General features: G+C 63.8%; 15 protein-coding genes. 5 read left to right on the forward strand and 10 right to left on the reverse strand.

Annotation, left to right across the window (positions count from 1 at the left end; translation table 11 throughout):
• Window positions 1–5 precede the first annotated feature (5 nt).
• Window positions 6–1,970 (forward strand): acyltransferase family protein, encoded by a 1,965-nt coding sequence (locus ACYCVF_RS04635; protein ID WP_459606471.1) that lies wholly within the window; start codon window positions 6–8, stop codon window positions 1,968–1,970.
• Between the two features lie 36 nt (window positions 1,971–2,006).
• Here ACYCVF_RS04635 and ACYCVF_RS04640 read toward each other — a convergent pair whose 3' ends face one another.
• The gene (locus ACYCVF_RS04640; RefSeq protein WP_459597359.1) at window positions 2,007–3,230 is read right to left on the reverse strand and encodes a phenylacetate--CoA ligase family protein; all 1,224 of its coding nucleotides are present in this window, start codon (window positions 3,228–3,230) and stop codon (window positions 2,007–2,009) included.
• An 86-nt stretch (window positions 3,231–3,316) separates the two neighbouring features.
• Here ACYCVF_RS04640 and ACYCVF_RS04645 point away from each other — a divergent pair, with 86 nt between their 5' ends.
• A complete protein-coding gene (locus ACYCVF_RS04645) occupies window positions 3,317–4,471 on the forward strand; it encodes an AGE family epimerase/isomerase (protein ID WP_459597361.1) in 1,155 nt (384 codons plus the stop codon).
• A 59-nt stretch (window positions 4,472–4,530) separates the two neighbouring features.
• Here the strand turns inward: ACYCVF_RS04645 and ACYCVF_RS04650 are convergent, their stop codons facing one another.
• The 6 genes from ACYCVF_RS04650 to ACYCVF_RS04675 form a co-directional block, all read right to left on the reverse strand.
• Entirely contained in the window at window positions 4,531–5,370 is an 840-nt protein-coding gene (locus tag ACYCVF_RS04650; protein ID WP_459597363.1) for an ABC transporter ATP-binding protein, read from the reverse strand.
• 162 nt (window positions 5,371–5,532) lie between these two features.
• Window positions 5,533–6,816, reverse strand: coding sequence for an ABC transporter substrate-binding protein (locus ACYCVF_RS04655; RefSeq protein ID WP_459597365.1), 1,284 nt, complete (start codon window positions 6,814–6,816; stop codon window positions 5,533–5,535).
• Window positions 6,817–6,861: 45 nt separating this feature from the next.
• Window positions 6,862–7,935, reverse strand: coding sequence for a branched-chain amino acid ABC transporter permease (locus ACYCVF_RS04660; RefSeq protein WP_061021472.1), 1,074 nt, complete (start codon window positions 7,933–7,935; stop codon window positions 6,862–6,864).
• Between the two features lie 2 nt (window positions 7,936–7,937).
• Window positions 7,938–8,831, reverse strand: coding sequence for a branched-chain amino acid ABC transporter permease (locus ACYCVF_RS04665; protein ID WP_459597367.1), 894 nt, complete (start codon window positions 8,829–8,831; stop codon window positions 7,938–7,940).
• 217 nt (window positions 8,832–9,048) lie between these two features.
• Entirely contained in the window at window positions 9,049–10,980 is a 1,932-nt protein-coding gene (locus ACYCVF_RS04670) for an AMP-binding protein (protein ID WP_459597369.1), read from the reverse strand.
• Window positions 10,977–11,798 (reverse strand): ABC transporter ATP-binding protein, encoded by an 822-nt coding sequence (locus ACYCVF_RS04675; RefSeq protein ID WP_459597371.1) that lies wholly within the window; start codon window positions 11,796–11,798, stop codon window positions 10,977–10,979. The genes ACYCVF_RS04670 and ACYCVF_RS04675 overlap by 4 nt, the downstream gene beginning before the upstream one ends.
• Window positions 11,799–12,133: 335 nt before the next feature.
• Here ACYCVF_RS04675 and ACYCVF_RS04680 point away from each other — a divergent pair, with 335 nt between their 5' ends.
• Complete coding sequence (locus ACYCVF_RS04680) at window positions 12,134–12,808, forward strand: Crp/Fnr family transcriptional regulator (protein WP_459597373.1); 675 nt, start codon at window positions 12,134–12,136, stop codon at window positions 12,806–12,808.
• A 12-nt stretch (window positions 12,809–12,820) separates the two neighbouring features.
• On the opposite strand, the gene ACYCVF_RS04685 is transcribed toward ACYCVF_RS04680, so the two are convergent.
• Together ACYCVF_RS04685 and ACYCVF_RS04690 are read right to left on the reverse strand one after the other, a co-directional pair.
• A complete protein-coding gene (locus tag ACYCVF_RS04685; protein WP_459597375.1) occupies window positions 12,821–14,083 on the reverse strand; it encodes an MFS transporter in 1,263 nt (420 codons plus the stop codon).
• Between the two features lie 126 nt (window positions 14,084–14,209).
• Window positions 14,210–15,052, reverse strand: coding sequence for a uroporphyrinogen-III synthase (locus ACYCVF_RS04690; protein ID WP_459597377.1), 843 nt, complete (start codon window positions 15,050–15,052; stop codon window positions 14,210–14,212).
• A 151-nt stretch (window positions 15,053–15,203) separates the two neighbouring features.
• On the opposite strand from ACYCVF_RS04690, the gene purU reads away from it, so the two are divergent.
• Window positions 15,204–16,067, forward strand: a complete 864-nt coding sequence (purU, locus tag ACYCVF_RS04695) for a formyltetrahydrofolate deformylase (protein WP_459597379.1) — start codon at window positions 15,204–15,206, stop codon at window positions 16,065–16,067.
• A 111-nt stretch (window positions 16,068–16,178) separates the two neighbouring features.
• Here the strand turns inward: purU and ACYCVF_RS04700 are convergent, their stop codons facing one another.
• On the reverse strand, window positions 16,179–16,463 hold the full coding sequence (locus ACYCVF_RS04700; protein WP_459597381.1) for a hypothetical protein: 285 nt from the start codon (window positions 16,461–16,463) through the stop codon (window positions 16,179–16,181).
• Window positions 16,464–16,981: 518 nt separating this feature from the next.
• Between ACYCVF_RS04700 and ACYCVF_RS04705 the strand changes: the two genes are divergently transcribed.
• A complete protein-coding gene (locus ACYCVF_RS04705; RefSeq protein ID WP_459597383.1) occupies window positions 16,982–18,166 on the forward strand; it encodes an ABC transporter substrate-binding protein in 1,185 nt (394 codons plus the stop codon).
• The last annotated feature ends 42 nt before the right edge of the window (window positions 18,167–18,208 follow it).

The following is an 18,208-nucleotide window of genomic DNA, read 5'->3' on the forward strand; positions in this document are numbered from 1 at the left end:
CTTAAGTGGAATATCGCCCCGAAATAGATGGACTTAGAGCGATCGCCGTTCTCTCGGTCATGCTCTTCCATGCGGGCATCAAGGCGCTGCCGGGCGGCTATCTCGGTGTCGACATATTCTTCGTCATCAGCGGCTATCTGATCACCTCCATCATCAGCACCGAGATGGAGCAGGGCAGGTTTACATTCGCGGCATTTTACGAAAGACGGGCGCGGAGAATATTGCCGGCACTCATCGTGGTTGTGCTGGTGTGCACCCCTCTCGTTGTCATTCTCATGCTTCCGCGCGAGGTGCTCGAGTTCTCGAAGAGCGTGATCGCGGTGTGCGCGTTCGTGTCGAATGTATTTTTCTGGTCGCAGAGCGGCTACTTCGACCGGATAGCCGAACTGAAGCCGCTGTTGCATACGTGGAGCCTCGGCGTCGAAGAGCAGTTCTACCTGATCTTCCCCATTCTCCTGATGGGCGCTCTGAAGTTCGGTCGGAAGTGGGCCGGAGTGCTGCTCGCCGCGATCGCCGTTGCAAGCATCAGCTACGCCCAATGGGGACCCCAGACCAAGGAAGCCACCTTCTATTTGATTCCGAGCCGCCTCTGGGAACTGCTAATGGGCGCTGTTCTGGCCTTGTGGCCCGTCACGAAGTTGCGGGCCCGGCTGTCAAACGCAACGCTCGACACTTTGGTCCTCGTCGGCATCGGGCTTATTGCGTTCGGCCTTTTTGAGCGCGGCGGATTCAAATATCCGGGTTTTCGCGCTCTGACCCCCGTGGCCGGAGCCTGGCTCGTCATTGCGTTCGCGACCACTCGGACGACGGTCGGAAGGGTGCTCGGAAGTCGGATCCCGGTCGCGATCGGGCTCGTCAGCTACAGCGCCTATCTGTGGCATCAGCCGGTGTTGGTGTTCGCCAGATTGAGCGGCTTTGATCGCCCCAGTATAGGTGTCGCGCTTGCGCTGACGGCTGGTTCTTTCGTGCTTGCCGTCTTGACCTATCGCCTGGTCGAGCAGCCGGCCAGAGATCGCAAATGGCTGAGAAAGCCGGCGCTGATTGCGGCTTGCTCGCTCGGCATATTCTCTCTCGCCGGCACCAGTATCGCTGCGATCGCCACCAACGGATTCGAAAAGCAAGGTCTTTACTTCAGCGGAGACGATACGCGTCGTCTCTACCAACTGCTCATGCGTGACACCGGGGGCGAGCTCACGCGCGACATGGCCACGGATGGCAATTGCGTTTTCTGGATGACGCAGCTCGAACCTGCCGCCTGGGGCCGGCTCGTCGATTGCTCGAAGAGGTTTGGACCCGGGACAGTCGTTATCGGCGACTCCCACGCGATGAACATCTACAACGCACTGTCCAGGAACAACTATGGCAAGTTCGTCGTTGGGCTGGTCAACCCTGGCTGCCGCCCTTGGGACAACACGAGACGTGAATGTCCCTATATTGGATTCGGCGAATTCATGGATGCGCATCGGGAAGTTGTCGGGACGGTCATCCTGCATTTCTCCGGATCCCATCTCGTGCTCGACGAAAATGATCAGGAAGAGCCCGGCGAGGTGCTGAAATTTGACGGCAAGTACCATTTCAACGATAACGCGATCACCCAGACCATCGGCTATCTGCAAGCCATGTCTGGGATGACCAGGACAATCTGGCTTGGTCCCTTCGTCGAACCGAGACTCAATTTCGCCGACTTTGAAGGGATGAAGAAGGTCGCGCGAGAGGGGTATCCCGTCAGTCCCGTGACGGCGGGTATCTTTTCGGCGCTCGAGAAGCACTTGCGTAGCACCGTTGACCTGCGACGCAGGAACTTCGACTACGTATCGTTCTTCGATATCATCAATCCCGATGCGATGAATCTGCTGAGCGGCGATTGCTTGATGTACAGGGATTTCGATCATCTCAGCGTTTGCGGCGAGACCGTCGTCGGCAAGGATTTGAAGGCGCGCCTTTCGCGATATGCCTCTCCGGAGCGGTGAGCGGGGACGGGCGGCTTCAGACGCCTCTCAGGGATGCTACCGCTCGTCCGCGATCACCTTGCCGTCGTTCGGCAGCACGCCGGGGCTGACCAGTTCGACGGTGCCGCCGAGTTTCGTTACGGCGCGCAAAGTGTCTGCGACCTCTTCGCGTAGCGTTTCGTTCGCTGCCGCCGTCTCCGCTCTCAACGTCATTGCGTCGGTCTCGCCTTGGCGTGTGACGACGAGGCGTAGCCTTCCGAGCGCAGAGTGGCGCTTGCCGATCTCGGCGACCTGCTCGGGCCGGACGAACATGCCCTTCACCTTGGTGGTCTGGTCGGCGCGTCCCATCCAGCCCTTGATGCGCATATTGGTGCGCCCGCATGGGCTCGTACCCGGCAAAGCCGCGGTGAGGTCGCCGAGGGCGAGCCGGATCCAGGGATGGTGCGGATCGAGCGAGGTCACCACGATCTCGCCGACATCGCCCGGCACTACCGGATCCCCGGTGCCGGGCTTGACGATCTCCAGGATCAAGTCCTCGTTCACGACCATGCCTTCGTGCGCCTCGGTCTCGAAAGCGATGAGGCCGAGATCGGCGGTGCCGAAGGCCTGGTAGGCATCGATGCCGCGCGCCTTGATCTCGGCCTGGAGCGAGGGCGGAAACGCGGCGCCCGAAACCAGCGCGCGCTTGATCGAGGAAATGTCGCGCCCCGAGCTTGCTGCAGCGTCGAGCAGGATTTTCAGGAAATCCGGTGTGCCGCTGTAGCCGACCGGCCGGTAGGCTTCGATCAGCTCGAATTGCTGCTCGGCATTGCCCGGACCCGCCGGGATCACCGCGCAGCCCAGGGCGCGCGCGGACGAGTCGAAGATGAAGCCGCCGGGGGTCAGGTGGTAACTGAAGGTGTTGAGGACGATGTCGTCGGGACGGAACCCGGCTGCGAACAGCGCCCTTGCACCGCGCCAGGGATCGGCCTGCCGCCCTTCCGGCTCGAAGATCGGGCCGGGGGAGGTGAAGAGGCGGGCGAACGAGCCGGGGGCGCCCGCCACGAAGCCTCCGAAGGGCGCAGAGGCCTTGTGCAGGGCGGGCAGTTCCGACTTGCGCAACACCGGCAGGCCTGCCAGAGCCGCCCTGGAGGTCACGGCGGCGGGATCGAAACCTCTGAGCCGCTCGGCATAGGCCGGGGCGGCCGTCGCGGCGCGCAGCACCTCCGGAAGGCGGGAGAACAGGTCGGCCTCGCGCGCGGCCTGCTCACGCGTCTCGCGGGCGTCGTAATGGGCGGTCATGGCTGTTCTTTCCGTGTTGGCATCCGTTGCGCGCCGCCGCCGGCATGGCTATCAGACCGCGATGGGCGAGGCTTGAAGAGGACGCGATGGCGGACGAAGGAATCATTGCGGCGGACGAGGCGCCGGGTGTCGTCGCACGCCTGAAGCGCCGCATGATCGACGAGGCGCTGCCGCTGTGGTCGACGGTCGGCTGGGATCACGCCGCGGGCGGCTTCATCGACAGGCTGCACCCTGACGGCGCGGCGGATGCGGCCGCGCCCCGGCGCGTGTTCGTGCAGGCGCGCCAGATCTGGTGCTATGCCAAGGCCGCTCAGATGGGCTGGTACCCTGAGGGGCGCGCCATCGCGCTGAAGGGGCTGGAGCATCTGCTGGCCCGTGCGAAGGCGCCCGATGGCCGGCCCGGCTACGTCCACCGGCTGACGTCGGAAGGATCGGTGCTGGATGCCCGGCGCGATGCCTATGACCACGCCTTCATCCTGTTTGCACTCGCGAGCGTCTACGCGCTCGACCAGGACGCGCAGGTGCGCGCCGAGATTGATGCGCTGCTCGCCTTCCTCGACGGCCATCTGCGTTCGCCGCATGGCGGCGTTCACGAAGGCCTTCCGGTCTCGCTGCCGCGCCGGCAGAACCCGCACATGCATCTGTTCGAGGCGATGATCGCGTGCTTCGAGGCGACTCACGACCTGTCGTTCCAGAACCGAGCCGGAGAGTTCTTCGCACTGTTCCTGGCCAGTCTCTACGACAAGCAGAAGCGCATCCTGACAGAGTATTTCGAGGAGGACTGGTCGAAGATCGAGCCTGTCAGCGTCGAGCCGGGCCACCAGGCGGAATGGGTGTGGCTGCTGAAGGGTTTCGAGCGCATCACAGGCTGTCCGACCGGGCCGCGGCGCGCCGAACTGCTGGCGACCGCGCTGCGCTATCGCGACGAGGCCACCGGCTGCCTGTTCGACGAGGGGGACGACGCCGGCAACATCCGCCGCAGCACGCGCCGGTTGTGGCCGCAGACCGAGATCGCGAAGGCGTGGATCGCGCAAGCCGAGTCCGGGGAGGCGGGTGCGGCGGATGAGGCGCGCGCATCGCTGGTGCGGCTCGAACGGCATTATCTCAGCCATCCCGTGAAGGGCGGCTGGTATGACCAGTTCGATCGCGACGGCAGATCGCTGATCGACACCATTCCTGCGTCGTCGTTCTATCATGTTCTCTGCGCAGTCACGGAAGCGGAGCAGGTGCTCGAAAGCTAGAGCTCTTTTGTATCGACGCGTCTTCTTCACGCGAACCGGTCCTACTTCGCTTGAAAATGCTACAGCCAGCGCTTGCGCCGCTTGAAGCTCTTGAGGTTCTTGAAGCTCTTGCGCTGGTCGCCGGCGCCGCCGAGATAGAACTCCTTGACGTCCTCGTTGTCGCGCAATTCGTCCGCGCTGCCGTCGAGCACGACCTTGCCCTGTTCCATGATGTAGCCGTGGCTTGCCACCGAAAGCGCAGCGCGCGCGTTCTGCTCGACCAGCAGGATGGTGACGCCGAGGTCGCGGTTGATCTTCTGGATGATCGAGAACACCTCCTTCACCAGCAGCGGCGACAGGCCCATCGAAGGCTCGTCCATCAAAATCATCTTCGGGCGCGCCATCAGCGCGCGGCCGATCGCGAGCATCTGCTGCTCGCCGCCGGAGAGATAGCCGGCAAGGCCAGTGCGCTCCTTCAGGCGCGGGAAGTAGTTGAAGACCATGTCGAGATCGGCATCGACCTCGCGGTCCCTGCGGGTGAAGGCACCGAGCTTGAGGTTCTCCAGCGACGTCATGTCGGCGATGATGCGGCGGCCCTCCATCACCTGGAAGATGCCGCGGCGGACGATCTTGTCGGGGTCGATGCCGTTGATCCGGTCACCTTCGAACAGGATCTCGCCGCGGGTAACCTCGCCGTCTTCGGTCTTGAGCAGCCCGGAAATCGCCTTCAGCGTCGTCGACTTGCCGGCGCCGTTGGCGCCCAGGAGCGCCACGATCGCACCCTTGGGCACGTCCAGGCTCAGGCCCCGCAGCACCAGGATGACGTCGTCATAGACGACCTCGATGTTGCGCACGGCGAGGAGGGACGGGGCGGGGAGGACCGTAGGCGAGGGACGGGCTGCTTCAATGGTCGGGGACATGCGTCTTCGTTCTCCGCTGTCGTCACCCGCGAAGACGGGTGACCCGGTATTCCACAGCCGCCGGAGATTCATCGAGAAGCTGCGGCGCGCTGGATCCCCCGCTCCAGCGCGCATTGCGCACAAGGCGGGGGATCACAGTTGTGCGTCAGGAAATACTGAGGCTCACCACCCCAGCAATTCCGGCTTGCGCGGCAGTTCGACGGTCTTGACCTTCTCGAGCTTGATCGTGCCCTTGGTCATGAGGTCGTTGAGGTCGCCGTCGGTCGGGCCGGATACCTTGGTACGATAGAGATCGACCTTCAGCGTGCCGCGATGGTCCTTCTCGGTCCAGGTCGACGCATTGCAGACGCCTTCCATTCCGGCCGGCACCCAGTCCTTCTTCTGGTGAAAGCCCTTGGCGACGTTCTCGCCGGTGGCGCCGCCGTTCTTGGCGGCCCACTCGACCGCCTCCTTCATGTACAGCGACGAGCAGACGGCCGCGACGTAATGCACGGGGCGGTAGACCTTGCCGGTGGGATCGGACATCTTCGAGATCTCCATCAGCGTCTTCATGCCCGGCGCGTCGCCGCCCCAGCTCACCGCGGTGCGCAGCGGGAAGATCACGCCGTTGGCGGCATCGCCCGCGGTCTTGGCGGCGTTCTCGTCCATGCCCCAGACGTTGCCGAGGAACTGGATTTCGACGCCGGCGGTCTTGCAGGCCTTCATCACCGAGATGTTGGAGGCGGCGGTGTTGCCGAGATAGGCGTAGTTGGCGCCCGACGATTTCAGGCTCAGGCACTGTGCGCTGTAGTCACCCGGCGCGAGCGCGAACACCAGCGGCGGCAGCACCTCGAAGCCGAGCTCCTGCGCCATCGCTTCACCGGCGGCCTTCGGCGCGTTCGGATAAGGATGGTTGGCGCCCATGTGCACGAATTTCGGTTTGCCGGGCTTGCCCTTGGCCTTCCAGTCCTCGGCTGCCCACATCAGCATCGCGCGCAGAGCGTCGGAATAGCTGGGGCCGTAGAAGAAGTTGTAAGGCGCAGGCTTGGCCTTGCCGCTGACGCCCTGGGGATCGGTGAGGGCGGCGGCATAGGAGCCGGACATGTCGGGGATCTTGTCCTGCGCAAGGAAGCCGGTCAGCGCCTCGGTGTCCGCGGTGCCCCAGCCCATGATCGCAGCGACCTTGCTGTCCGGCGCCGACCACTTCTTGTAGAGCGCGATCGCACGGGGGACCTGGTAGCCATAGTCGTTGGTGTCGACGTTGAGCTGCTTGCCGCCGACGCCGCCGTTCTTGTTGACCCAGGCGAACGTATCCGCGACGGCCTGGCCGTACGGCGTGCCGACGTCGGAGGTGCCGCCGGAGTAGTCGGCGAGATGCCCGATCGCGATCTGCGCCTGCGCGCCCGCCGAGAATGCGGCGATCGCAAGCGCGAGCGATGCGGTGCTCAAAAGGGATTTTGTCTTCATGGTTCGCTTCCTCCTGTTTTATTGTTTAAGTGAAGTTGCCCGCACTCAATGCGAGAACGGGTAGAGTTTCCAATACGCCTTGATCTGCCGCCAACGATGAGCGAGCCCGTCGGGCTCGAACATCAGGAATGCGATGATGATAACCCCGATCGCGATCTCGCGCAGGAAAGTGATGTTGGTGTTGAGCGAGAGCGCCTGGTCGATCGCGCCGCCCTTCAGATGATGGCTCAGCCACTCCATCGATTCCGGCAGCAGCACCACGAAGGCGGTTCCCATCAGTGTGCCCATGATCGAGCCGGTGCCGCCGATGATGATCATGGCGAGGAACAGGATCGAGCGCTCAATGCCGAAGCCCTCCTGCGACACCACGAGCTGGTAATGCGCGTAGAGCGCGCCGGCGATGCCGGCGAAGAAGGCGGCAAGACCGAACGACAGCGTCCGGTACTTGGTGAGGTTGATGCCCATGATCTCGGCGGAGAGATAATGGTCGCGGATCGCCACCAGCGCGCGGCCGTCTCTGGTGCGCATCAGATTGGTGACGAGGACGTAGCTCACGAGCACGTAGGCCAGCACGACATAGAAGTACTGCCTGTCGCCGCGCAGCGTATAGCCGAAGATCGAAAAAGGCGCGGCGCTTGCCGGCACCGAGCCGCCGGAGAACCATTCGGCGCGCGAGAAGAAGTCGAGCAGGATGTATTGCGCGGCCAGCGTAGCGATGACGAGGTAGAGGCCCTTCAGCCGCGCCGCCGGAATGCCGAAGATCAGCCCGACCAGCGCGGTCACGACTCCGGCAAGCGGGATCGCGAAGAACACCGGGATCGGCGCGTTGTTGGAGATGTAGGCCGAGGTGAAGGCACCGAGCAGGAAGAAGGCGGCGTGGCCGATCGAGATCTGGCCGGTGAAGCCGACCAGGATGTTGAGGCCGAGCGCCGCGATCGAAAAGATGCCGATCTGGATCAGGATGCTCAGCCAGTAACCGCTGAAGAATTGCGGCGCAAGACAGAGCAACAGCACGCCTGCGATGGCGAAGTTGCGGCTCGTCGCGGTCGGGAAGATTGTGGTGTCGGCCGCGTAGGAGGTGCGGAAATCACCAGCAGGAATGAGGGCAGGGCCGGCCATGGTCAGATCCGTTCGATGTCGTGAGTGCCGAACAGCCCGTAGGGCTTGATCATCAGCACGATGATGAGGACGTAGAACGGCGCGATCTCGTAGAGATTGCCCCAGTGCAGATACTCGCTGTCGACGTATTGGGCGACGTTCTCGAGCAGCCCGATGATGATGCCGCCGAGCACGGCGCCGCCGATGGAATCGAGGCCGCCGAGGATCGCTGCCGGGAATACCTTGATGCCGTAGGCGGCAAGGCCTGACGACACGCCGTTCACGACGGCAACGACGACGCCGGCCACGGCCGACACCGTCGCCGAGATCGCCCAGGCCATCGCGAACACGCTCTTGACGGAGATGCCGAGCGACTGCGCGACCTGCTGGTTGAAGGCGGTGGCGCGCATCGCGAGGCCGTATTTCGAGGCGCGGAAGAACCAGGCCATCCCGATCATCATGGCGACGGAGACGACGAGGCTCATGACATAGACGGTCTGGATCTGGAGCCCGAACGCGCTGACGGATTGGCTTTCGAACACGCGCGGGAACGGCTGCGGATTGACGCCGAACATCCACTTCAACGTCGCCTGCAGCACGGTGGAGAGGCCGATCGTCACCATGATCACCGAGATGATGGGCTCGCCGATCATCGGACGCAGGATGAGCACCTGGATCGCGATGCCGAACACGAACATGAACACGAGCGTGATCGGCATGCCGATCCAGAACGGCACCTGGTACTTCGCCAGCAGCGCCCAGCACACCCAGGCACCGACCAGCAGCAATTCACCTTGCGCGAAATTGACGACCTGCGTCGCCTTGTAGATCAGCACGAACGACATCGCGACCACGCCATAGAGCGTGCCCACCACGAGGCCGTTGACCAGGAGCTGGATGAGGAAGGCGGTGTTCATTCAATGATGCTCGCTGACAAATCCGGCGCGCTCTTCCTCTCTCCCCTTGTGGGAGAGGGTGGCTTCGCGAAGCGGAGACGGGTGAGGGGGTCTCTCGGCGGCGACGGCAGGGAGAGAGGATCCCTCACCCGAGCGAGCGTGTGGTTGGCTGCGGAGATGCCCTCTTCCAAAAGGGGAGAGGGCGCATCGGCTGGCATCGCGCGCTCGGCCGGAAGGCTCATTCCGCCGCCTCCGCCATGTGGCCGTGACCGCCGAGGTCCACCACGCGCAGCGTGGTGCGCACCCGTTGCGTGGTGCCGTCCTGGAAGCGGATCACGGTGTCGACGGGAATATCCGCGACGCCGCGGTAGATGGCGTCGATGATCCCTTCGTATTTCTCGTTGATGACGCTGCGGCGGACCTTTCTGGTCCGCGTGAGCTCTCCATCGTCGGCATCGAGCTCCTTGTAGAGCAGCAGGAAGCGCGAGATGCGCTGGGCCGGCGGCAGCGTGGCGTTGACGGTCTCGACCTCCTTCTGCAGCAGCGCGTAGACCTCGGGCCGCGAGGCGAGGTCGCTGTAGGTGGTGAACGAGAGCCGGTTCTTCTCCGCCCATTTCGAGATGATGGAGTAGCGGATGCAGATCATCGCCGCGAGCGTATCGCGACCGGCGCCTAGCACCACGGCCTCCGCGATATAGGGCGAGAATTTCAGCTTGTTCTCGATGAACTGCGGCGAGAAGCGCTCGCCGCGAGAGGTTTCGGCGAGATCCTTGATGCGGTCGATGACGACGAGTTGCTGGTCGGCGTTGAAGTAACCGGCGTCGCCGGAGCACATCCAGCCGTCCTTGATGTCGGCAACGCTGGCCTCGGGACTCTTGTAATAGCCGAGAAACATGTTGGGATGCCGCACCACGATTTCACCGACGCCGTGGACGTCGGCGTTGTCGATGCGGATTTCGATGCTGTCGGCCATCGGCACGCCCGTTGTGTCGGGATCGACCTTGCCCTCGGGATGCAGCGTGTAGGCCCCCAGCAGCTCGGTCTGGCCGTAGAGCGTGCGCAGCGGGACGCCCATGGCCTGGAAGAACTTGAAGGTTTCGGGGCCGAGCGCTGCGCCACCGGTGGCGGCCGACCGCAGGCGGGAGAAGCCGAGGCGGTCGCGCAGCGCGCGGAACAGGATCGCGTCGGCGAAGCCGGAGCGCTTGCCCTGTTGGAGTGAGGCGAGGCCGCTCTTCATGCCGATGTCGAACAGGCGCTGCTTGAAGGGCGTTGCGTCCATCACCTTGGCGCGGACGTCGGCCGCGATCGATTCCCAAACCCGCGGCGCAAACAGCACGAAGGTCGGCGCGATCTCGCGCAGATCGTTCATCATGGTGTCGGGCTCTTCGACGAAGTTGATCTTCATCCGGCACAAGAGGCCTTTGCCGAGCACGTAGACCTGCTCCATGATCCAGGGCAGCGGCAACACCGAGACGTATTCGTCATCGGGTCCCTTCGGATCGAAAGCAAGATAGGTCGCGCAATGGCCGAGCACGCGGCCGGCGGCGAGCATCGCGAGCTTCGGATGCGAGGTGGTGCCTGACGTCGTGCAGAGGATCGCGACGTCCTCGCCCTTGGTGGCATCGACCAGCCTGTCGTAAAGCTCCGGCTCCCGCGCAGCACGTGCCCGGCCGAGTTCGGCAAACTTCTCGGCCGACATCAGGCGCGGGTCGTCATATTTCCGCATGCCGCGCGGATCGGAATAGATGATGTGCTTCAGCTTCGGGACGCGGTCGGCCAGCGTGAGCACCTTGTCGACCTGTTCCTCGTCCTCGGCGAAGACGAGCTGTGCCTCGCCGTAGTTGAGGAGATAGGAGGCCTCTTCGTCCAGCACGTCGCGATAGAGCCCGAGGCTCAATCCGCCGATCGCGTGGGTTGCGACTTCGGCCGCGACCCAGTCCGGACGGTTGTCGCCGATGATGCCGACGACGTCGCCGCGGCCAAGGCCGAGCTCGACGAGACCGAGCGCGAAATCGCGCACGCGGATCTGGTAGTCATTCCAGGTGAAAATGCGCCAGAGCCCGAGATCCTTCTCCCGCAAAGCGATCTCGTTGCCATGCTCCCCGGCGTTGAGCCGAAGCATCTTGGGATAGGTGTCGGCCTGCGCGACGCGGCCTGCATAATCCATCATGCCGCGCTCTCCTGCGCCGGCGGCGCGTCGTCAGGATCGACCAGCACCTCGTCCTCTTCGCCGAGATAGGCGCGCCTGACGTGGGGATCGGCGAGCACGGCAGCCGGATCGCCCTCGGCAATCTTCTTGCCGAAATCCAGCACCATGACGCGGTGAGAGATGTCCATCACCACGCCCATGTCGTGCTCGATCATCACCACCGTCATCCCGAACTCTTCGTTGAGATCGACGATGTAGCGGGCCATGTCCTCCTTCTCCTCGAAGTTCATGCCGGCCATGGGTTCGTCGAGGAGAATGAGACGCGGCTCCAGCGCCATGGCGCGGGCGAGCTCGACGCGCTTGCGCAGGCCGTAGGAGAGAGTGCCGGCGGTGGCCTTTCGTACCGACTGGAGATCCAGGAAGTCGATGATCTCCTCGACCTTGCGACGGTGCTCGAGTTCTTCCTTGCGCGCGCCGGTGAGCCAGTACAGCGAGCCCGTGAGGAAATTGTTCTTCAGCAGGTGATGGCGCCCGACCATGATGTTGTCGAGCACGCTCATATGGTGGAACAGGGCCAGGTTTTGGAAGGTGCGGCCGATGCCGAGCGAGGCGCGAGCATTCGGCGTCAAACCGGTGATGTCGCGGCCTCGGTAGAAGAGCTGGCCTTCGGTCGGCTTGTAGCGACCGGAAATACAGTTCACGATCGAGGTCTTCCCGGCGCCGTTGGGGCCGATGATCGAGAACAGCTCGCCCTCTCTAATGGCGAAGCCGACGTCGGTCAGCGCTCGGACACCGCCGAATCGCAAGGACACGCCGCGCACTTCAAGACTGGTAGCCACCAAACGAATCCCTCCCGGTCATGGCGCATTTTAGCGGCGCTCTTCGTCCGTTCTGTCGAGCGATCCTAGTACGGCGGTGACGGTGAGGCCATGCAGCAGATGGTCTCGACCGGAGCCGCGCACTCCCGTTCCCGTCCGGGATCGAAAGCCGTATCGCCCAAGGTGGTCCTCAATAGGGGAAAGCGCTATTTTGAAATGTCTCCCGGCTGACAATTCTGCGACAAAGTTTGCAGGGCGGCAGCGGCGTTCATCTTTGGTCGAATGGCGGTCGAAACCATCATGTTGCAGTGCAGTAGACGGCGGAGTGAGGAAACCGTGCGGCCGGCCGCGAGATCATGATTTCAGAAGATCATCTGAAACGCGTCGCCGCCTGGTCGCGCGAGCTCACGCAGGCGGAGATCGAGGTCGCGCGAGCCGGAATCACGGAGCGGTCCTACGGCACCGGCGAGACCGTGTTCATGCGCGGTGATATTTTTGCCTATTGGGCCGGCATGGTGGGCGGCTTGGCCCGCATGGGCGGGGTCTCGCGCGACGGCAAGGAGACCAGCCTTGCCGGGCTGACGGCAGGGGCCTGGTTTGGCGAGGGCAGCGTGCTCAAGAACGAGCCGCGCCGCTATGATGTGGTTGCACTGCGCGACAGCCGCGTCGCGCTGATGGAGCGCAGCGCCTTCATGTGGCTGTTCGAGAACAGCGTCGGCTTCAACCGCTTTCTGGTGCGCCAGCTCAACGAGCGGCTCGGCCAGTTCATCGGCATGCTCGAGGTCAACCGCACCCTGGATGCCACCGCACGCCTCGCCCGCAGCATTGCCTCGCTGTTCAACCCGATCCTCTATCCCGAATCGACCACGCATTTGGAGATCACTCAGGAGGAGATCGGGGCGCTCTCCGGCATGTCCCGGCAGAACGCCAACCGCGCGCTGAACCGGCTGGAGAAAGAGGGGCTGCTGCGGCTGGAATATGGCGGCGTCACCATCCTCGATATCGAGCGGCTGCGCGGGTACGGGGACTAGGCGGTTATTTCCTCATCGCTCATTGGCGGGGGCATGGACTGGCCAGAGGTCGGCGCGCCAGCGCACGGCGATCGCCAGCATCGCGATGAAGCCCGCGGCAGCATAGAGCGAGCCAGTCGCGGAATAGCCGATGATGTCGATCAGGCTGCCGGCCGCGAGCAGTCCGATCGGCAAGCCATAGATGACCATCATGCGCACGCCCATGACGCGGCCGCGCAGATGCGCGCTGGCCGTCCGCATCAGGATCACCGCTGCCGAGATCATCGACATGCTCTGGGCGATGCCGGCGAGAACGAGGCAGGCCATCGCCACCGGCATGGTCCCGGCCCCGACGAAGACCAGCAGCATGGCGTACCAGGCCAGCGTCGCGCCTATCAGGAGCCGGGCAATGCGCACTCCGCTGACCAGGCTGAGCGTGACGGAGCCGATCAGCGAGCCGACGGCGAAGCTCGCCGAGAGATAACCGAGGCCGGTCTGGTCGGTATGAAAGATCTCCCGCGCGATGTAGGGCAACAGTCCGCCGGTAAAGGGAAAAGCGGTGAGATTGGCCAGAAAGGCGACGCAGAGCGCGGCCCGCATTCCCGCGCCAGTCCAGGCGTAGACGAGCCCCTCCTTGAGGTCGCCAAGTAACCGCGAAATGGCGTGGCTGTTCGCCGGAAGGTTCGTCATCGTGACAGTGCGCTTCGGCCGGGTCAGGCAGAGCATGAGAAGCGCAGCCGCGAGGTAGAGGGAGGCAATCGCCACATAGACGAGGCCAATGCCGAGCACAGCGAACAATCCGGCGCCCGTCAACGCTCCGGCGATGCGGGCGCTGTCCTGGGTCGTGCGCGCAACGCTGATGGCGCCGACCAGCTGCTCGGCCGGCATGATCTCGGCAAGCAGCGCGCCCCGGACGCCGAGATCCGAAGGGCGGATCAGGCCCATGATCGCGACGATGACCATGACGCTCAGCGGCGACAGGTGACCGGTCAGCGCCAGAACCATGATGGTCGACGACAGCACCGTGTAGGCAAGACGCATCGCGACCAGGAGATCGCGATGACCGATGCGGTCGCCGATCATGCCGAACACAGGCGCGACCAGCGTGCCGACGAACTGGAGGGAGGCAAGGACGGTGAGCAGCAGCACCGAGCCGGTCTCGACCAGGATGTACCAGCCGAGCACCAGCGTCTCGACCTCGAAGGCCCAGGACGTGAGCAGGTCGGACGGCCACTGGAAGCGATAGTTGCGGATGCGGAATGGCGCGAGCGCCGAAGGTCGCGTAGTGGCGCTCACGACGCGATGACGCGTATCACGGCGATTCCCTTGCCCTTGTTGTTTCTTCTTGCGGTCGCGGGCAACCTAGCGCCGGCGATGCTTGTGTCAATCGCAGCCGCCGCAGGTCGCCCCCGCGCTCCGCTCTTACCTTCCGGCGGTTCTCGGCTTTCGCTCCGCGAGCGCAGCGGCCATCGCGGAGATCAGCGGACGCATGAAATACGCTTCATCCGCCGGCGAGACGTCCGTGCGCAGACCGTGCGCGGCGAGCTCACCGGAGACCGCAGGTCCCACCGAGGCGATCAGCGTCCGCTCCAAGCCGCTGCGAAGGCGCAGCTCGCTGCCATGCGCCTTCGCGGCCTCGATCAGGCGGCGAACCTGGCCGAGATTGGTCAGTGCAAGGGAGTCGATCCGCCCCTCGGCCATGTCGTCGATGGCGGCGACGATGTTCGCATCCGCCGCCTTGGAATCGTAGACATAGGGCAGCACGCTATCGACCTCGGCGCCTTGCGTGGCAAGCGCGCCTGTCAGGGCGCTGTGGTCCTTGTCCGGATAGAGCTGGAGACCGAGGCGATGTCCTCCGAGGTCGAGCCTGCCCAGCATCTCGATCATCCCTTCGGTGGTCGGCTTCTCGGTGGTCTGCTGCGCCTCGAGGCCGATCTCGCGCAGTGCCTTGCCGGGCTTCGGGCCACGGGTGAACTTTCGCGCTTTGGCGAGTGCCGCGACAAGGGCGGTGTCGAGCCCGCGGGCGCGGGCCAGCTTCATGATCCGACGCAGGCCTTCGCCCGTCATCAGCACGAGATCGTCGAAGGGCTTGTCGATGGCACGGCGGATCCAGGCCTCCACCGGAGCCGGGTCCGGTGCATCATGGATGGTGAACATCGGGCACTGCACGACTTCGGCCCCTTGCTCGACCAGAAGCTTCGAAAACTGCGCCTCCTCCCGCGTTTCCAGAATTAAGATGCGGTAGCCGTTCAAGCGGTCGGCCATGGGTATGCTCCGGTCATGAATTGCAATCGTCCGTTCATCCTGACTCTGCGCGCGGGATTGGCGCAAGGGCGGGGTCGGTGCTAGAGCAGGGCGCAAATCGCGGATAGTTCCGCTGCACAAACCTTCATCAAGAGCCAAGCCTGTTCATCAAATGCCCGACCATCAATATGTCCTGACCCTGTCCTGTCCGGATCGCCCTGGCATCGTCTCGGCGGTGTCGACGTTTCTTGCCCACAACGGACAGAACATCCTCGACGCCCAGCAATTCGACGACGTCGAGACCAGGAAATTCTTCATGCGGGTTGTGTTCACCGCGGCCGATCTCGCCGTGGAACTGTCGGCGCTCCAGACCGGCTTCGCCGCGATCGCCGAGCGTTTCGGCATGGAATGGCAGATGCGCGACCGGGCTGCGCATCGCAAGGTGATGCTGCTGGTGTCGAAGTCCGACCACTGCCTGGTCGACATCCTCTATCGCTGGCGCATCGGCGAATTGCCGATGATTCCGACCGCGGTCGTCTCCAACCATCCCCGCGAGGTCTATGCCGGGCTCGATTTCGGCGGCATCCCGTTCCACCATCTGCCCGTGACCAGGGAGACCAAGCGCGAGCAGGAGGCGCAGATCATGGACCTCGTCGGCAAGACGAAGACCGATCTGGTGGTGCTCGCCCGCTACATGCAGATCCTGTCGGACGACCTGTCGGCAAAGCTGTCGGGGCGCTGCATCAACATCCACCACTCGTTCCTGCCGGGCTTCAAGGGCGCCAAGCCCTATCACCAGGCGCATGAGCGCGGCGTCAAGCTGATCGGCGCCACCGCTCATTACGTCACGCGCGACCTCGACGAGGGCCCGATCATCGACCAGGACGTCGAGCGCATCAGCCATCGCGACACGCCCGAAGATCTGGTCCGCAAGGGCCGCGACATCGAACGCCGCGTGCTGGCACGCGCCATCCGCTACCATCTCGACGACCGCGTCATCCTCAACGGCCGCAAGACCGTGGTGTTTGTGGATTGATGCGCTGTCATTCCGGGGCGCCTCAAAGAGGCGAACCCGGAATCTCGATATTCTCAGGGGCGCAATTGCGCCCCATAGTTCGATGCTGACGCATCGCCCCGGAATGACGGCCTAGCGCACCGCGTTGCCCGACGCCGTTCCCGTTGCGCCCTTCTGGGCCTGCTCCTCCTTCTCGCGATCAGCCGCCGGCAGCAGGCGTTTGCGTTCGCGCTCCTTCATGTAAGCGTCGTATTGCGGCGTGCCCGGTCGCGGCGGAGCATCGGCGGGCAGGCCACCGGCCCATTGCGGGACGTAGTCGCCCACGCCGGTCGAGAGCCTCTCGTTGACAGTGCCGCAGCCGGCCAGCCCCGCAGCGAGCGCAACAAGGGCGAGGACGGAACGGAATGGCTTGGGCATTATGGGCGCGCGTGGGTTCGGTCGTTGGACACCAGATCGATCTGGCGGGAGGAGCCTAGCCTTCAACAAGGTAAAATAGGCTTATTCGAGGGCGGGTATTTTATTACCAGGTTGCGGCCGGGTGAGACGCGCTGGTGTACAAATTCTCCAAATGAATGGTGAAATCCTCCATCAACGCGATCGCCTGGCATTTCTAGACTCGGGGCGAAGCTCGCGACAACATGGCTTGTTCCGCGGCGGGTTTTCGTTGACAGGTCCATTTTCTTTGTACATTCGTACAAATTAGTGGGTCGCGGCGAGTTGCGGGTACCCCGACGTAAGCGCGGCACCGCTCCCGGTCACGGGCATTCGGAACGCTCGGGTTGAGCTGAAGGGCCGCCGAACGTCCGATTGACAAGCAGGGCGCGAAAGACGCCCATGAGGCGCCCGAGAGCACTCGCGCGCAGTCTAAGATCAAGGCAAGGGCCGGGCACTCGGTCCAGGGCACAAAAGTTAGGAATGAAGGGGAGGGACATCTGATGTTCGAACGCAAACAACTGCCGCATAAGGCGACTTGGGCCGCTGCCGCCATTGTAAGTCTTGCCGGCCTCGCATCTGCCAAGGCCGCGGACAGCGTCAAGGTGGGCTTGATTCTGCCGATGACCGGCGGCCAGGCCTCGACCGGCAAGCAGATCGAGAACGCGATCAAACTCTACATGCAGCAGAAGGGCGATACCGTCGCCGGCAAGAAGATCGAGATCATCCTCAAGGACGATGCTGCGATCCCAGACAAGACCAAGACCGCCGCGCAGGAGTTGATCGTCAACGACAAGGTCAACTTCATCGCCGGCTTCGGCGTGACGCCGGCCGCGCTTGCCGCCGCGCCGCTCGCCACGCAAGCCAAGATTCCGGAAGTCGTGATGGCGGCTGGCACTTCCATCATCACCGAGCGCTCGCCCTATATCGTGCGCACCAGCTTCACGCTGGCGCAGTCCTCGACCATCATCGGCGATTGGGCGGTCAAGAACGGCGTCAAGAAGGTCGCGACGCTGACTTCGGACTACGCGCCGGGCAATGACGCGCTCAACTTCTTCAAGCAGCATTTCACGGCCGGCGGCGGCGAGGTGGTCGAGGAGGTCAAGGTGCCCTTGCAGAACCCCGACTTCGCGCCGTTCCTCCAGCGCATGAAGGACGCCAAGCCCGACGCGATCTTCGTCTTCGTGCCGGCCGGCCAGGGCGGCAATTTCATGAAGCAATATGCCGAGCGCGGCCTCGACAAGGCCGGCATCAAGGTGATCGGGCCGGGCGACGTCACCGACGACGACCTGCTCAACAACATGGGCGATGCGGTGCTCGGCACCGTCACTGCGCATCTCTACTCCGCGGCGCATCCCTCGCAGATGAACAAGGATTTCGTTGCGGCCTACAAGAAGGCCTTCGGCAACCGTCCCGGCTTCATGGCCGTGGGCGGCTATGACGGCATCCACCTGATCTACGAGGCACTGAAGAAGACGGGCGGCGACACCAACGGCGACAAGCTGATCGAAGCCATGAAGGGCCAGAAGTGGGAGAGCCCGCGCGGCCCGATCTCGATCGATCCCGAGACCCGCGACATCGTGCAGAATATCTACATCCGCAAGGTCGAGAAGGTCGACGGCGAACTCTACAACGTCGAGTTCGCGACCTTCGAAGCCGTCAAGGACCTCGGCAAGACCAAGAAGTGACGCGCGAAAGCGTGTCATCCCGGAGCGCGCTTAGCGCGCATC

The sequence above is a fragment of the Bradyrhizobium cedriense genome, assembly GCF_054602315.1.

Coding starts and splice junctions, on each gene's coding strand:
- ACYCVF_RS04640 (WP_459597359.1), bottom strand. CDS start 3,230: ATGACCGCCCATTACGACGCCCGCGAGACGCGTGAGCAGGCCGCGCGC.
- ACYCVF_RS04645 (WP_459597361.1), top strand. CDS start 3,317: ATGGCGGACGAAGGAATCATTGCGGCGGACGAGGCGCCGGGTGTCGTC.
- ACYCVF_RS04650 (WP_459597363.1), bottom strand. CDS start 5,370: ATGTCCCCGACCATTGAAGCAGCCCGTCCCTCGCCTACGGTCCTCCCC.
- ACYCVF_RS04655 (WP_459597365.1), bottom strand. CDS start 6,816: ATGAAGACAAAATCCCTTTTGAGCACCGCATCGCTCGCGCTTGCGATC.
- ACYCVF_RS04660 (WP_061021472.1), bottom strand. CDS start 7,935: ATGGCCGGCCCTGCCCTCATTCCTGCTGGTGATTTCCGCACCTCCTAC.
- ACYCVF_RS04665 (WP_459597367.1), bottom strand. CDS start 8,831: ATGAACACCGCCTTCCTCATCCAGCTCCTGGTCAACGGCCTCGTGGTG.
- ACYCVF_RS04670 (WP_459597369.1), bottom strand. CDS start 10,980: ATGATGGATTATGCAGGCCGCGTCGCGCAGGCCGACACCTATCCCAAG.
- ACYCVF_RS04680 (WP_459597373.1), top strand. CDS start 12,134: ATGATTTCAGAAGATCATCTGAAACGCGTCGCCGCCTGGTCGCGCGAG.
- ACYCVF_RS04690 (WP_459597377.1), bottom strand. CDS start 15,052: ATGGCCGACCGCTTGAACGGCTACCGCATCTTAATTCTGGAAACGCGG.
- purU (WP_459597379.1), top strand. CDS start 15,204: ATGCCCGACCATCAATATGTCCTGACCCTGTCCTGTCCGGATCGCCCT.
- ACYCVF_RS04700 (WP_459597381.1), bottom strand. CDS start 16,463: ATGCCCAAGCCATTCCGTTCCGTCCTCGCCCTTGTTGCGCTCGCTGCG.
- ACYCVF_RS04705 (WP_459597383.1), top strand. CDS start 16,982: ATGTTCGAACGCAAACAACTGCCGCATAAGGCGACTTGGGCCGCTGCC.